Below are 13,051 nucleotides of genomic sequence, written 5' to 3' on the forward strand. Positions count from 1 at the left end.
TCAGTCACCCAGATATTGAATGGTGATGTGGTAGTGAAAAGCGTGCTGCACAATGCTAATCGGTTCGCGCCTGCCGTTACGGTTCAGGTAGACAATTTCCGTGACCAGTTTGCCATCGGGGTTGCGCAGTTCGCGTCTGGTGTCAGTATCGTTCAGCGTCCAGCCTTTCGGCAACTGCGGCTGCCAGGCGCTGAGCGGCCAGTGGCTCAGCATCACGTCGGCCAGCACCTGGCTGGCGGGCGGCAGCTGCGGCATCACAACCGACTGCTCGGTGTGGATCCCGGTGTCGTCGTAGGTGGCGAGGAACAGGCGGATCCCGACGGAGGAGAGGCCGGCAAGCGTCACTTTATTTTCATCGGCGTTAAGCATTACCAGCAGCGACTGGGTCTGGCCTTTAAAACTGCCGGTAAGCAACTGCTGCGCGCGGATGGCAGGCGTGATGCCCGGCGGGGGCAGCGTGACGCGGGTGCCGGGCTGGAGCCAGGCCTGAGGGCGTGCATCATCGCGGTTCGTCGTATGGCTACACCCCGCCAGCAGCAGGGCCAGCATCACTGCCACCAGGCGAATGAAACGGGTCATGGTAAGTTCTCTTTGTTAGACGGCATCGCCAGCGGGGCGAGCAGGAACGCGGTGAAGATACCGCTCACCAGCACAATGCCAAAGCTGCTGATGGCCTGAGTGGTGCTGAACACCAGCATCCCCAGCGTCAGCAGGGTAGTCATCATGGCGAGGGTAATCGCCAGCATTGAGGTCAGCGGCGTGCCGCGCGGGTTGCTGAAAAACAGCGTGTAGTTAATGCCAATGCCGAGGACCAGCACCAGCGCCAGCAGGGAAAACAGGTTCACCGGATGGCCCGTCATGGCCAGCGCCGCCAGCCCGCCGCCCAGCGACAGCACGGACGGCACCAGCGCCACCAGCCCTTTTCGCCAGCCGAGGCGTAGCATCGCGCCGCAGGCAATCACCGCCAGCGCCACGCCCAGCAGCCCCGTCAGCAGCGAGCGGTAGAGCGCAAACAGGCTGTCGAAGCTGGCCTTACGGTCAACCCAGACGACCCCGGGATGGCGGGCGGCCAGTTCGCCGAGCGCGGCGCTGTTTCTGACGCCATCGACCGGGACCAGCACACCGCTTTTGCCGTCCGGCAGCGTCAGCCACAGCAAACGCCAGCCCTCGCTGGCCGGGCTGGCGAGCCACGCTTCCACGCTGACAGGCATGGCGTTCAGGTTCGGTTCACTGGTCTTCAGCCCCGTGCTTTGCAGCATTTTCATCACCGTCGGCGCGGCGTTACGCAGAAGATGCAGATCGCTGTTCTGCCGCGCCAGCGAGTTCAGCGGCAGGGTGCGCCAGCGGGTTAATTCACCGGCTTTTTGCGCCTGCGCCAGCGCCGGGGTAAACGCCTCCAGCCGCTCCAGCGTTTCCTGAGCCGACGCGCCGTACACCACGAACCACTTCTGATCGACATTTTGCCCGGTCAGGGCGGTGATGGTTTTTTCCTGCGCCAGAATGTCCTGCGGCAGCGCCTGAAGCCGGGCGATATCGTCATCCACCCGCAGGCTGGCGATCCCGATGGCGGAGAGCAGCGCCAGCGCTACCGGCAGCCCGACAGAGAGGGGTTTACTGTCGCGCCAGGCGTTCAGCCAGCGCTGCATCATCCCTCTCAGGGGGACCGGGCGGACCGGCATGCCCCGACATAACCACGGATGCCAGAACATTACCGTCAGGCACGAGGCGCTCAACCCTGCGGCGGCGAACACCGCCATCTGACGAATGCCGGGGAAGGGGGCCAGCATCATGAAGAGATACGCCACGACGGTGGTCAGCAGCGCCAGCAGCAGCGCGTTACGTACTTTCGCCAGGCTTTGCCAGGGCGAGTGTTCCGCGCCGTGCACCATCCGCTCCGTGAGGTAGTAAATCGTATAGTCCGCCGAGATGCCGATGATGCTCATGCTCATCACCAGCGTCATCAGGTGCAGTTCACCGAACAGCAGCAGCGTCACGACCGTCCCCGCCAGCGCGCCGATGGCAATGGAGAGCAGGCTCAGCAGCAGCGGACGCACGGAGCGAAACACCGACACAATCAGCAGGATCACCCCGAGCACCGTGGCGACGCCAAGCGTGGAAATATCGTTTTTAGCCTGTTGGCTGGCGTAATCGCTGTAGAACACCGTCCCGCGCGAGAGCAGCTGCGCCTGTGGATACTGGCTTTTCAGCGTCTGCTGCAACGCGTTAAGGGTGGTCACCAGCTGGTGGGTTTGCTGCATATCAAACGATGAGCCCGCCAGCTCGCCGTGCAGCAGATACCAGTAGTTCCCGGCCGCATCTTTTGTCACCAGCCAGCCGTCCATCAGCTGCATCTTTTGGCTGTTTTTCGCCAGCGCGAGCTGCGCGCCGCGCATCAGCATCAGCGGATCGTTTTGCAGCTCCTTGCCGCTCACGCCGGAAAAGGCGGAGTAGAGCTGGGACAGGATCCACTGGGCCTGTGCTTGACCGCCGTTTTGCAGGCGGGCGCGGGTGGCCGGATCGACCAGGCCATTGCGGTGTTGCCAGAAGAAATCTCCCCAGGCCTGTTGCCCGGCGGCGTCCAGCGGACCTTTTACGACACTCAGCGCCTGGCTGCGTTGCAGCAGGGTTAACCACTGCTGCGCCACGCGCGGGTCCGGCTGTTTGCCGGGGCTGACCAGCCAGATGAGCTGGCGGTCGAGGCGCTGCATAAATCCGTCGTTGAGAGCGGGAGGGATCGCGCCGAGCGTCTGTTTCGGCAGCATGGCGAGCACGCTGCTGTTCAGCCGCGCGCCGGGCAGCAGCGACAGCAGCACGCCCAGCAGGATCAGGCATACCGCGGCCCACAGCAGCGCCGGGCGCAGGGCGTTACGGTGCGGCAAAGCGCTGGCGTTCTGCATCGGTCAGGCGGGCGGGCGTCAGTTGGTGGCGGGAGAGGGCGATATCCGTCGTGTCGCCCTGCTTATCGTTCAGGCGAATGGATTCCAGATAGATCGCGCCCTTCAAATCAAGGGTGGAGAAAATCTTGTCCAGCGGCGTGGTGACGGGCGTCAGCACCAGCGACCAGCGGCCTTCGCCCAGGTCTTTGAAATCGACGCGGAAGTTCTCTTCCAGCACCTTGCGGTCGGCCTGGAACAGCGCCCGCAGCAGATGGTTGAACTGGAACATCTGCGGGTTAGTGTCGGCGGTAATGGTCTGCGGCGACTGACCGTTGACGATCTGCACCATCCGTTTGTCATCCAGCAGCAGCGTCATCGGGAACGGCGCTTTTTGATCCCACAGCAGGCCATTGTCACGGGCGATCAGCATCTCCCCCTGCGAGCGCAGGGGCTGAGGCATGTCCTTGATCGTGCGGGTCTGTTCGAAGTGTGCGCGTACCACTGGTTGCTCCGCAAACCGCTGTTGCAGTTCATCCAGCGTGATCGCGTTCACCAGCGGGCTTACCAGCAGCGCGAGTAGCGTTATCCATTTCATGGCGCGATCCCCATGCGTTCGAACAGAATGGCCGGGCTGACAAAGCACATCTCCCGGCTTGCTTCTTCCACCGCCACTTGAATCGTGTAGCCGGTGGTGGTGCGTTTCCCGGTTTGCGCGTCGAAGATTTGATAGGCGATGCGCAGACGGTTTTCAACCTCTTCAATGTGGGCGCGGACGCGAATGCGCTGCTCGAAGGTCACCGCGTCGCGGTATTTCACCCGGGTATCCACCACCGGCCAGACGTAGCCGGACGCTTTCATCTGGCGATAGCCGTAATCAAACTGGTTGAGCAGCGCTTCGCGGGCAATCTCAAAGTAGCGGAAGTAGTTGCCGTGCCACACCACGCCCATCATATCGACATCGTGGAACGGAACGGTGATTTCAACTTCAGCCGTAAAGCGGGGATCGGTCAGCACCCTTTACTCCTTCTCGTTGACCTCTGGCAGCTGCCAGAAATCGAAAAAATTAAACCAGTCGAGCGGCGACAAGAGCGCGTAATGCTCCAGCCGCTGCGCATAGCGGTCGACGGTCTGCTGTAGCGCCTGCTGGCGTTCGCCGCGCGGCAGCAGCAGCGGGTCGGCAAACGGCTCGCAGTGCAGGGTCAGCTTTCCCTGCTGACAGAGGGCAAAAATCAGCACCACCGGGCAGCGCAAAATGGACGCCAGGATAAACGGCCCCTGCGGGAACGGCGCGGGCTGGCCCATAAATTCGCTCCATATCACCCGCCAGCTGCCGCCGCGCTGCGGGGTGACGGCGATGCGATCGCCCACGATCGCCACCCATTCGCCGCGATCCAGCTTCTCTTTAATGAGGATGGCAGTCTCCGGGCCAATGTCGGTGACCGGCATCAGGTGAATGCCCGCCTGCGGCGCCATCTCCTCCATCACCTGCTTAAAGCGTCTGGCGTTGTCGCTGAAGACCAGCGCGTTGATGGTTTTCGCCCCTTCGCGCTGGGCCAGCGCACGGCAGGCTTCCACATCGCCAAGATGCGACGCGAGCAGCAGTTTGCCCTGAGGATCGTCGAGCCCCAGCGCCTCCTGCGCGCCTGGCGCAAAGACCAGATCGCGATGGAGTTTCATTTCGCCGCGCCAGCTGGCCACTTTATTCAGCATGGCATGACCGAAGCGCAGGAAGTGGGAAAAACTGTTTAGCCGCGCGAGGGGCGGCATTTGCCGCTGTGCCATCACCGTTTTAACCCGCGCCAGCCACTGCTGCGACGCCTGACGCGCAGAGCGGGCGGTCAGCCAGTAGACGGCGGTAACCGGCCACAGCAGGGCGGTAAACGCCTTACGCCCCAGCAACTGCCAGACGCGCAGCATCAGGCGCATGCCCCATAATCCTTTTACCTCCTGCTGCTGCGCCCAGTGCTGCGAGCGGCGACGCATCAGCAGGGAAGGAATGCGCGGCAGCATGCCGAGAAACAGACGGGTATGCATCAACGAGATGCGCACGTTGTCTTTCAGGGCATCAAAATGGGATACCCCGTCCGGCGGATAGGTCACGCGGGTGGGCAGAAAATAGCTGGTGTTGCCCTGCCAGTAGAGGCGCACCATCACTTCGGTATCAAAATCCATTCGCCTGCCGAGCGGCGTGGTTGCTGCAAGGCGCAGAACCGGGGCTATCGGGTAAACGCGAAACCCGCACATACTGTCTTTCAGTTGCAGGGAGAGGGTTTCAATCCAGACCCAGACGTGCGTTATCCAGCGCCCGTACAGGCGCGAACGGGGGATTGAGTCATCGTAAACGGGCTGCCCGGAAATGAGCGCATCGGGATGACGCCCGGCCAGCGCCAGCAGTTTGGGAATGTCCTCGATAGCGTGCTGGCCGTCAGCGTCCACCTGAACGGCGTGGGTGAAGCCGCGATCGGCGCAGGCTTTCAGCCCCAGCATCACCGCCGCGCCTTTGCCGCTGTTTTCGGCCAGCCGCAGCAGTGTCATCTGCGGACGATCCGCCGCCAGCGCTTCAAGCGTGCGGCGCGTGGTTTCATCGCTGCCGTCGTCCACCACCAGACAGGGCAGATCGAAAGGCGCCAGGCGCGCCAGCACCGAAGCCATCATCGCCCCGTGGTTGTAGCAGGGGATCAGCACGCAGGGACGGAAGGTTACTGACATAAGCGAATCTTCCCGCTGCTGGCGGTGTGGCGCTCGTTACCCGCATGGCGCTGGTAGCTAAAGGTCAGCAACTGGCGTTCAGGCTGCCAGGCAAGGAGCAGCGTGACCGTGTTCTCCGGCAACAGCGGGGCGGCGAACTTCACGTTCTGAATACTGTGAAAACGGTAGCCCGACGCCAGCGCGGCGGCGTAATGCATCACCCAGTCGAGCTGCGCCACGCCCGGCAGCAGCGGCTGTACGGCGAAATGTCCCTTAAACCAGAGCAGGTCAGGATCAAGATAAAAGGTTATCTCCAGATGCTGTGGATCGGGCTGGAGGCGCCCGATTTCAGGGATCTTCATGAAACAACTCCTGTAGCTGCGCAGTCACGCGCTTGTTCATGCTGTTGACCGGGATTTCATCAACGATCCGCCAGTAGCGCGGTACGGCAACCGGTTCAAGCCAGGGGCGAAGGGCGCGTCGCCAGGCGAGCTCCTGCGCTGTTTTGCTCTGTTCGTGTTGCTGACGCACCGCTTCATTCAGCACCAGCAATACGCCAATGCCCTGACGCCCGCCGCGCGTCACCGTCAGCGCGGCGGCCTCGCGGATGCCGTCCAGCGCCAGCAGGCGGTGCTCAATGTCATCGAGTGAAATGCGCTTATCTTCAATTTTGACCACCCGACCACGACGCCCGACGAGGCTGAACTGCCCGTCAGCCGTGAAGTGCAGGATATCATCCAGCACGATTCCCTCCGCCTCGGGGATCAGCGGCGACGTCACGCGATCGCCGTGAAACGCCACGCCGGGAAAAGGCTGCCAGCGCGTGCTTTCCTCCTGACGGTAGCGCCAGGCCATTACGCCCGTTTCCGTGCTGCCGTATATTTCATCCGGCCAGACGTTGAGCCAGGCCTGAACCGCGGCGACCTCCAGCCAGGGCAGTGCGCCGCCGGCGGAGACGAGCAGGTTGACGGGGGGCGGCGTCAGCGACGCGTCCAGCCGCTTGAGAAACGCCGGACTGCTGATGAAAAGATAGCGTTTATCGTCGGGAAGGGCAGAGAGCTGCTCGGCATAGTTGAGCAGGCTGGCATGCAGCGGCAGGCCGAGCGCCATGGGTAAGACAACACGAAACGTCAGGCCATACAGGTGGTGCAGCACCACGGAAGCCACGACGTGACAGCCCGCCAGACGCTCGCCAAAATGCGCCGCCAGCAGACGAGCCTCACGATCAAGGCTGACCACCGGCTTACTGACCCGCTGCGGCGTGCCGGTCGAGCCGGAGGTGTAAAGCTCGATCGTGCGCATCTCACCGATGGCAGGCAGCGGTGAAAAGGGATGGCCTGCCCGCTGCGCGGAAGCCACCCGCAGCTGTCGCCCCTGAAAATCGAGCGTGGTGTCGCTCAGGACGCCGCTGAACAGCGCCCGCTGTTCGTTAAGCTGCGCCGCCCGGCTGTGCCCGGGGAGGACCGGCGTTTTACCCGCATGCAGCGTCGCCAGCAGCGCGACAATAAACAGATAACCGTTTTCGATGCACAACGCCCAGCGCTCGCCATCTTCACGACGCAGCGTGTCGACCAACTGAGTGACGTCGTGGCGCAGATCGCCAAGCGTCCAGAGATGGTCGTCCTGCCAGGCGACAGGGGTGTCGTCAGGGCGGGGCGCACTGAGCCACTGGCTAAGCGGAAGAGGGTTAAGCATCGTTTTTCATCGCCCGTTGTCGCACCACCCACTCGCCAGCCATCAGCGTGCCCATCAGGAGATAGGCAATCATCCCATTCCACAGCGTCCACAGACGGATATCGGCGTGTAATACGGTAAACAGCGCGATCGCCCCGTTGATAATAAAAAAGCCGCACCAGACCTGGGTAACCCGGCGCGTGTAACGTACCCCGACGGGGGAGAGATCCGGTTCACGCAGGCGCGCCAGCCGTTCAACGACAGGCATTGCCGTCCACAGCGAACCGCCAAACACCACCAGCATCACCAGATTCACCACCACTGGATATAACAGCACCCACTGGTGCGCGTGCAGGACGTAGCTCGCCGCGCAAAGCGCTATGCCAGCCAGCGCCACGCTCACGAACAGATAACGCAGGGGGCCGCCCTGCCGACGGGCCTGGCAGACGCGCAACAGCAGCACCAGCGCCATCACGGGCAGTATCCCGTGCAGGCTATTATTCGCCAGCCCGAAGCCGATCAAAAACGGCCATGCCAGCAGCATCAGCCCCGTCAGGGCGGGAAGAACTGGAATCGAACGCACGTTACGCGTCGCGCTGAAGCTGTTCCACAACGTCCACGACGTCCTGCACCGTGCGCACCGCTTTGAAGGTTTCGGGCTTGATTTTATGGCCCGTTTTCTTTTGCAGGTGCACCACCATATCGACGGCATCAATGCTGTCGAGGTCCAGATCCTCGTAAAGACGTGCCTCAGGGGTAATATCCTCCGGGGCGATTTCAAACAGCGTAATAAGAAGCGCAGAGACTTCCTGATAAATCGTTTGTTGTTCTGTCATAGCGGTCATTCTCAGGCGCGTTGTTGATGGATAAAAGCCGCGAGCGTGGCAACGGAATAGAAGTGCTGACGCATCTCGTCACTTTCGGCAGAAAGCACTACGCCGTACTGATTTTTTACCGCCAGCCCCAGCTCAAGGGCGTCGATTGAGTCCAGACCGAGGCCGTCGCCAAAGAGCGCGGCGTCTGTATCAATATCCTCTGGGGTAAGTTCTTCCAGATTCAGCGTAGAGATAATGAGATTCTTAATTTCAAGATAGAGCGCTTGCATCTTTCGTTCCTGACAAAGATTGAAGACCGGTTGTTAACTGATGCTGCATATGCCGGTTTAACTGCCTTGCTGCCAGCGCGGGTTCGTGCTGACTCGCATCATAAAAATCATGAATGTTGATGCGTTCGCGAACATCCACGGTGAAAACAGGTTTGTTGGGGGGCACGTTATACCAGCAGCTCTGTTTATCAAGCATCCGTTCGCTACAGTGGATCACCACCACGCGCACGGCGCTGTTGCAGCGAACGGCGATATTCGCCGCCCCACGTTGCAGGGTCATGGCTTCCCCCACCCGGGTGCGGGTGCCTTCAGGGAAGATAAGCAGGGTGTCGCCCTGGGCCAGACGCTGCTGGCTTGCGGCAAGCAGCGTGTCGGCTTCGCTGTTAATCAGATAGTCAGCCGCGCGGATCACGCCGCTGACGAACGGGTTACGCAGCAACGCGCTTTTCACCAGACAGTCGGTTTCGTTCATCACCGACGCCAGCAGAACGTAGTCCAGCAGCGAGGGATGATTCGCAATCACCAGACAGCCCCGCTCGGCGCGCAGAACGTCCAGGTTGTTGAAACGGTAATCCAGTACCCCTGCACCGCGTACCACCGCGAGGAACAGGCGAAAACTGGCAGAAATAGTGCGGCGTGCCAGGCGGCGACGTTGAGTGCGGTCGCGCTGGAAAATCAGCAGCAGGTTAAACCACACCAGCGACAGCGTCAGCCCGCCGAGGCCGAACAGGACGAAGCACAATCCGGTCATCAGCATCCGCCATATCCGATCGAGGCGGGAACGTAACCCTCTCATTGGCGCGTCCATTGCCACAGCAGGCGCTCGCCCGGCAGGGTAAACTGGCGCTCGTCCCGCAGGTAATGGCGCAGGAACTGGAGGCTTTGCGGCAGCGCGGGCTCTTCAGGCGTGCGGTTGACGTGCGTTTCACAGCTGAGCGTATTTCCCGCCTCAATCACCAGCGCCAGCGCGTAGGGCCAGACGGGCATCTGCGGCGGCAGCCCGGCGTGATAAAAATCAGGCAGCAGACCGTCGAAATCCACCAGCAACACGCGGGAGTAGCCCGCATGCAGCAGGCTCAGCACGTCGCACAAGCTCTGCTGGAAGGTATCCATACCGGCGGAAACCGACGAAGAGACAACAGGCTGACGCGCGGCGATAGTGAGATTGCCGACCGCCGAGTTGTGTACCGACATGGCAAAATCGGTGGGGGAAACGGGCTGTTCTGCCGCCAGGGCCTGGAGAATACGGAAATTGCGCTCCAGCTCCCCATGACGGCTGCTGTAGACGACGGCATCGATGCGGTGTTTGCGCAGCATCATCAGGCCAAGATCGACGGCCAGCCTGCTGCCTGAATTCAGGCGGCGGGCGGTCATCATCGGCAGATCGGTCAGTTTCGCCAGCGGTGCAGCGGGATCGATGGCGTCAGACCGGCGTGACCATGCCTGCCATTCGTCGGCATCGCTGAGTCCTGGCGCTCTTGCCTGCCAGTCGATAAGGGTAAGTGTAAATTTCATCTACGCGCGTCCGCGATAAACCTGTTTCTGTGACTTTTTCTTCGCCAGCGCGATTTGCTGCGCACATCGTACAATGTTGTCGTCGCGCTGGCGAATAAACGTCACTTTTGACCCTTTCCACCCGGTTATCCCGGCAAACGGCTTTTTGGCCGACCCGGACCCAGAAGAATGGCGAGTTTACTGCCTCCTTTCGTGGTTTCCATCCAGATTTTACAGACGCTGGTGAGCGGCACGGAGAGCAGCATGCCCACCGGACCCAGCAGCCATCCCCAGATCAGTAACGATAAAAACACCACCATCGTCGACATGCCCAGACGGTGGCCCATCATGCGCGGCTCGAGAATGTTACCCAGCACCATATGCACGACAAGGAACAGCGCCCCTACCAGCATGCACTCATAAAAACCGTTAAACAGGAACGCCTGGATCATCGGCGGAACGGCGGAAAGCACCGCGCCGATATTGGGTACGTAGTTTAGTAAAAAGGCCAGCACGCCCCACATCAGCGCGAACTGCACGTCCAGCAGTACCAGCCCCAGCCAGACGATCACGCCGGTCCACAGGCTTAACAGCGTTTTCAGCGCCAGATATTTGGATACGCCCTTCAGCGCGCGGTGCAAGCCGGCAATGTGGATCTGAGGATTGTTCAGGGCAAAACGCAGTTTATACGGCACGTGGCGCACTTCGAACAGCATAAACACCACCGTCATCACCAGCAGCAGAATGCTGGCCATTGCCCCGGAAAGCCCGGTCATCAACGTGGTGGCGTAGGTCATCACCTTCTCGGAATCCATCCGACGCAGCATCCGTTCCGGTGAGATATGCAGATTCACGAACGGCAACATGCGCTGAAGATCGACCAGCTTGCGCGTCAGCTCTTTATTGTACTGCGGCAGCATGGTGGAAAATTCGCTCAGCGAGGCGGCAAGCACGCCGAACAGCGCCGTCAGGACAACCAGCATCACCATCACCACAATGGTAATCGCGACCGGGCGGCTGATGCCGCGGCGTAAAAACCATGTCACCAGCGGGTTGAGCACAATGGCGAAAAACAGCGCCAGCAGAAGCTGAACAATGATATCCGCCGCCGCGTGGATACCCGCAAGGATAACCACCAGGCAGGCAAGTTTTAATAAAATATGAAGTCCGGCTTTGTCGGGCGGGCTGGCAGTCATAAGAATTCCTTTTTCCGGGGGGCGTGTTAATTGTAGTGCGCCGGATGGGCTTCGTCTGGAGCGTTAGTCTGAAAGTCGTGGCAAAAAAATGGCCCCCGGCGCAAGCGACGGAGGCCACGGCATCCTGGTGAACTATTACTGGATCACGAGGGTGTTAATGATGTTTTCAGCGGCGGTCTGCGCTTTCTGCTGATTGTCTGCCGGCAGGGTGATCTGCATGGTCAGCAGTTTATTGTCCACCTTGCCGAGCACCACGGAGGAGTAGGCGGTCTGGCCTTTGGCAGAGATGATGCTGTCCAGCTGTTGCAGCGTGTGGCCTTTCAGTTCAACAGACTTGTTGGTGACCACCTGAAGCTGCGGGTCGCGGCTGCGCTGCTGATCTTCCAGGCGTTTGGCCAGCACGCCCAGATCTTCGCTGGTATCGTCACCGACGATCACAATCACCGCTTTTTGGCCGGTGGCATCGGAATAGACGTGCATGTTGTTCGCCTGGGTACCCAGCTTACCGCTCTGGTCGGTCATGTCCGCAGGCAGAGAGAAACTGAGTTTGCCATCCATCAGGCTCACCGGCTGACCGGTGACGTTGCTTTCTGCTGACGCGCCCTGAGCAGGCGTTTTGGTGTCGCTGTTATCACAGGCTGCAAGGCCAACAACCAGCAGGCCAATCCCGACATATTTAACCAGATTGCGCATTGACTTCTTCCTTTCGATAAACGGCCATAACGGCTCATTCGTTCATCTTATCACAACTGATAAAGCTAACCCTTAACCTGCCTGCAATGCGGAGATTTCAGATTTATCTGCCAGCCTTTTCAGCAGCATATTCAACAGTACGCCGTACATCGGCAGGAAGAAGACCAGGCTGATAAGCACCTTAAAGGCGTAGTCCACCAGAGCGATTTCCATCCAGTGTTCTGCCATGAAGGCGTCCGGGCTGCGCCAGAAGGCGATGAAGAAGAAGGCCAGCGTATCGCTCACGTTACCGAACAGCGTGGAGGCCGTTGGCGCCATCCACCAGCGATGGTTTTGACGCAGGCGGTTAAACACGTGGACATCGAGGATCTGCCCGAGGGCATAAGCCATAAAGCTGGCGGCGGCAATACGCGCGACAAACAGGTTGAAGTGCGTCAGCGCGTCGAAGCCCTGCCAGCTGCCCATGTAAAACAGCGAGGAGATGGCGTAGGAGACAAACAGTGCCGGGATCATCACCGCAAAAATAATCCGCCGCGCCAGCGGTGCGCCAAAAATACGCACGGTTAAATCCGTGGCAAGGAAAATAAACGGGAAACTGAACGCGCCCCAGGTGGTATGGAAACCAAAAATGGAGATGGGGAGCTGTACCAGATAGTTACTGGAGATGATCACCAGCAGATGAAATAGCGAAAGCCAGAACAACGCCTTGACGCGCTGCGATTGTGTAAAGGAGTTCATATTGTACCTTTTTGATTAATATTTGGGGTGAGGGAACCCAATAAAGCCGCCGCATGATACTGCTTTGACGACACTTTGCAATGGCTAATTTTCACGCAATCGTTAACCTGGTTTGCATTGGCGATAGCGGGGCGTAAACTACAGCCGTTTTTACCTGAACGAGAAGAAAATGACCGACCTGTTTTCCAGCCCAGACCACACGCTTGATGCTCAGGGCCTCCGCTGCCCGGAGCCGGTAATGATGGTGCGCAAAACCGTGCGCAACATGCAGACCGGCGAAACGCTGCTGATCGTCGCTGACGACCCGGCTACCACCCGTGATATCCCCGGCTTTTGTACCTTTATGGAACATGAACTGGTGGCGCAGCAAACCGAGACCTTGCCGTACCGGTATTTGATTCGTAAGGGGTAAGTGCGGCCTGACGCCCGGCGGCGCTTCGCTTGCACGGGCCTACGGGTGTAGTAGGTCGGGTAAGGCGCAGCCGCCACCCGACAAGTACTCATCACAATTTCGAACCATCGTTTCAAAATTTCGCGCTTTTGTGAGGCGCTTCACCCTCCCTTTTCCAGCCGTAGTCTAATTTTTA

Annotated in this window: 16 protein-coding genes; 1 reads left to right on the forward strand and 15 read right to left on the reverse strand. The window is 60.1% G+C overall.

Annotation, left to right across the window (positions count from 1 at the left end):
- The 15 genes from KTH07_RS21855 to KTH07_RS21925 form a co-directional block, all read right to left on the reverse strand.
- Positions 1 to 579: a DUF3261 domain-containing protein gene (locus KTH07_RS21855; protein ID WP_032620976.1), complete on the reverse strand. Its 579-nt coding sequence runs from the start codon at positions 577 to 579 to the stop codon at positions 1 to 3.
- Positions 576 to 2,897, reverse strand: coding sequence for an MMPL family transporter (locus KTH07_RS21860; protein WP_023304571.1), 2,322 nt, complete (start codon positions 2,895 to 2,897; stop codon positions 576 to 578). The genes KTH07_RS21855 and KTH07_RS21860 overlap by 4 nt, the downstream gene beginning before the upstream one ends.
- Entirely contained in the window at positions 2,866 to 3,471 is a 606-nt protein-coding gene (locus tag KTH07_RS21865; RefSeq protein ID WP_015571489.1) for an outer membrane lipoprotein carrier protein LolA, read from the reverse strand. The genes KTH07_RS21860 and KTH07_RS21865 overlap by 32 nt, the downstream gene beginning before the upstream one ends.
- A complete protein-coding gene (locus KTH07_RS21870) occupies positions 3,468 to 3,890 on the reverse strand; it encodes a thioesterase family protein (RefSeq protein ID WP_006812302.1) in 423 nt (140 codons plus the stop codon). The genes KTH07_RS21865 and KTH07_RS21870 overlap by 4 nt, the downstream gene beginning before the upstream one ends.
- 3 nt (positions 3,891 to 3,893) lie before the next feature.
- Entirely contained in the window at positions 3,894 to 5,585 is a 1,692-nt protein-coding gene (locus KTH07_RS21875; protein WP_023304570.1) for a glycosyltransferase, read from the reverse strand.
- Complete coding sequence (locus KTH07_RS21880; RefSeq protein WP_017693835.1) at positions 5,576 to 5,926, reverse strand: hydroxymyristoyl-ACP dehydratase; 351 nt, start codon at positions 5,924 to 5,926, stop codon at positions 5,576 to 5,578. Before KTH07_RS21880 ends, KTH07_RS21875 begins: the two co-directional genes overlap by 10 nt.
- On the reverse strand, positions 5,913 to 7,259 hold the full coding sequence (locus tag KTH07_RS21885; RefSeq protein WP_023295554.1) for an AMP-binding protein: 1,347 nt from the start codon (positions 7,257 to 7,259) through the stop codon (positions 5,913 to 5,915). Before KTH07_RS21885 ends, KTH07_RS21880 begins: the two co-directional genes overlap by 14 nt.
- Positions 7,252 to 7,851 (reverse strand): hypothetical protein, encoded by a 600-nt coding sequence (locus KTH07_RS21890; protein WP_023304569.1) that lies wholly within the window; start codon positions 7,849 to 7,851, stop codon positions 7,252 to 7,254. The genes KTH07_RS21885 and KTH07_RS21890 overlap by 8 nt, the downstream gene beginning before the upstream one ends.
- Positions 7,823 to 8,074, reverse strand: coding sequence for an acyl carrier protein (locus tag KTH07_RS21895; RefSeq protein ID WP_003861262.1), 252 nt, complete (start codon positions 8,072 to 8,074; stop codon positions 7,823 to 7,825). Before KTH07_RS21895 ends, KTH07_RS21890 begins: the two co-directional genes overlap by 29 nt.
- An 11-nt stretch (positions 8,075 to 8,085) precedes the next feature.
- Complete coding sequence (locus KTH07_RS21900; protein WP_003861263.1) at positions 8,086 to 8,343, reverse strand: phosphopantetheine-binding protein; 258 nt, start codon at positions 8,341 to 8,343, stop codon at positions 8,086 to 8,088.
- Positions 8,324 to 9,139: a 1-acyl-sn-glycerol-3-phosphate acyltransferase gene (locus tag KTH07_RS21905; RefSeq protein ID WP_032620978.1), complete on the reverse strand. Its 816-nt coding sequence runs from the start codon at positions 9,137 to 9,139 to the stop codon at positions 8,324 to 8,326. The genes KTH07_RS21900 and KTH07_RS21905 overlap by 20 nt, the downstream gene beginning before the upstream one ends.
- Positions 9,136 to 9,858 carry a beta-ketoacyl synthase chain length factor gene (locus tag KTH07_RS21910; RefSeq protein WP_017384119.1) on the reverse strand — a complete coding sequence of 241 codons (723 nt, stop codon included), beginning with the start codon at positions 9,856 to 9,858 and terminating at the stop codon, positions 9,136 to 9,138. The genes KTH07_RS21905 and KTH07_RS21910 overlap by 4 nt, the downstream gene beginning before the upstream one ends.
- Before the next feature lie 125 nt (positions 9,859 to 9,983).
- On the reverse strand, positions 9,984 to 11,033 hold the full coding sequence (locus KTH07_RS21915; protein WP_003861270.1) for an AI-2E family transporter: 1,050 nt from the start codon (positions 11,031 to 11,033) through the stop codon (positions 9,984 to 9,986).
- Between the two features lie 135 nt (positions 11,034 to 11,168).
- Complete coding sequence (locus tag KTH07_RS21920) at positions 11,169 to 11,726, reverse strand: DcrB family lipoprotein (RefSeq protein ID WP_032620980.1); 558 nt, start codon at positions 11,724 to 11,726, stop codon at positions 11,169 to 11,171.
- 72 nt (positions 11,727 to 11,798) lie between these two features.
- Entirely contained in the window at positions 11,799 to 12,464 is a 666-nt protein-coding gene (locus KTH07_RS21925; protein WP_032620981.1) for a 7-cyano-7-deazaguanine/7-aminomethyl-7-deazaguanine transporter, read from the reverse strand.
- Positions 12,465 to 12,633: 169 nt separating this feature from the next.
- On the opposite strand from KTH07_RS21925, the gene tusA reads away from it, so the two are divergent.
- Positions 12,634 to 12,876, forward strand: a complete 243-nt coding sequence (tusA, locus tag KTH07_RS21930; RefSeq protein ID WP_017693840.1) for a sulfurtransferase TusA — start codon at positions 12,634 to 12,636, stop codon at positions 12,874 to 12,876.
- Positions 12,877 to 13,051: the final 175 nt, after the last annotated feature.

The organism is Enterobacter cloacae complex sp. ECL72 (assembly GCF_019056635.1).
GTDB classification, from domain to species: Bacteria; Pseudomonadota; Gammaproteobacteria; order Enterobacterales; family Enterobacteriaceae; genus Enterobacter; species Enterobacter hormaechei_C.

Coding starts and splice junctions, on each gene's coding strand:
- KTH07_RS21855 (WP_032620976.1), bottom strand. CDS start 579: ATGACCCGTTTCATTCGCCTGGTGGCAGTGATGCTGGCCCTGCTGCTG.
- KTH07_RS21860 (WP_023304571.1), bottom strand. CDS start 2,897: ATGCAGAACGCCAGCGCTTTGCCGCACCGTAACGCCCTGCGCCCGGCG.
- KTH07_RS21865 (WP_015571489.1), bottom strand. CDS start 3,471: ATGAAATGGATAACGCTACTCGCGCTGCTGGTAAGCCCGCTGGTGAAC.
- KTH07_RS21875 (WP_023304570.1), bottom strand. CDS start 5,585: ATGTCAGTAACCTTCCGTCCCTGCGTGCTGATCCCCTGCTACAACCAC.
- KTH07_RS21880 (WP_017693835.1), bottom strand. CDS start 5,926: ATGAAGATCCCTGAAATCGGGCGCCTCCAGCCCGATCCACAGCATCTG.
- KTH07_RS21885 (WP_023295554.1), bottom strand. CDS start 7,259: ATGCTTAACCCTCTTCCGCTTAGCCAGTGGCTCAGTGCGCCCCGCCCT.
- KTH07_RS21895 (WP_003861262.1), bottom strand. CDS start 8,074: ATGACAGAACAACAAACGATTTATCAGGAAGTCTCTGCGCTTCTTATT.
- KTH07_RS21900 (WP_003861263.1), bottom strand. CDS start 8,343: ATGCAAGCGCTCTATCTTGAAATTAAGAATCTCATTATCTCTACGCTG.
- KTH07_RS21905 (WP_032620978.1), bottom strand. CDS start 9,139: ATGAGAGGGTTACGTTCCCGCCTCGATCGGATATGGCGGATGCTGATG.
- KTH07_RS21910 (WP_017384119.1), bottom strand. CDS start 9,858: ATGAAATTTACACTTACCCTTATCGACTGGCAGGCAAGAGCGCCAGGA.
- KTH07_RS21915 (WP_003861270.1), bottom strand. CDS start 11,033: ATGACTGCCAGCCCGCCCGACAAAGCCGGACTTCATATTTTATTAAAA.
- KTH07_RS21920 (WP_032620980.1), bottom strand. CDS start 11,726: ATGCGCAATCTGGTTAAATATGTCGGGATTGGCCTGCTGGTTGTTGGC.
- KTH07_RS21925 (WP_032620981.1), bottom strand. CDS start 12,464: ATGAACTCCTTTACACAATCGCAGCGCGTCAAGGCGTTGTTCTGGCTT.
- tusA (WP_017693840.1), top strand. CDS start 12,634: ATGACCGACCTGTTTTCCAGCCCAGACCACACGCTTGATGCTCAGGGC.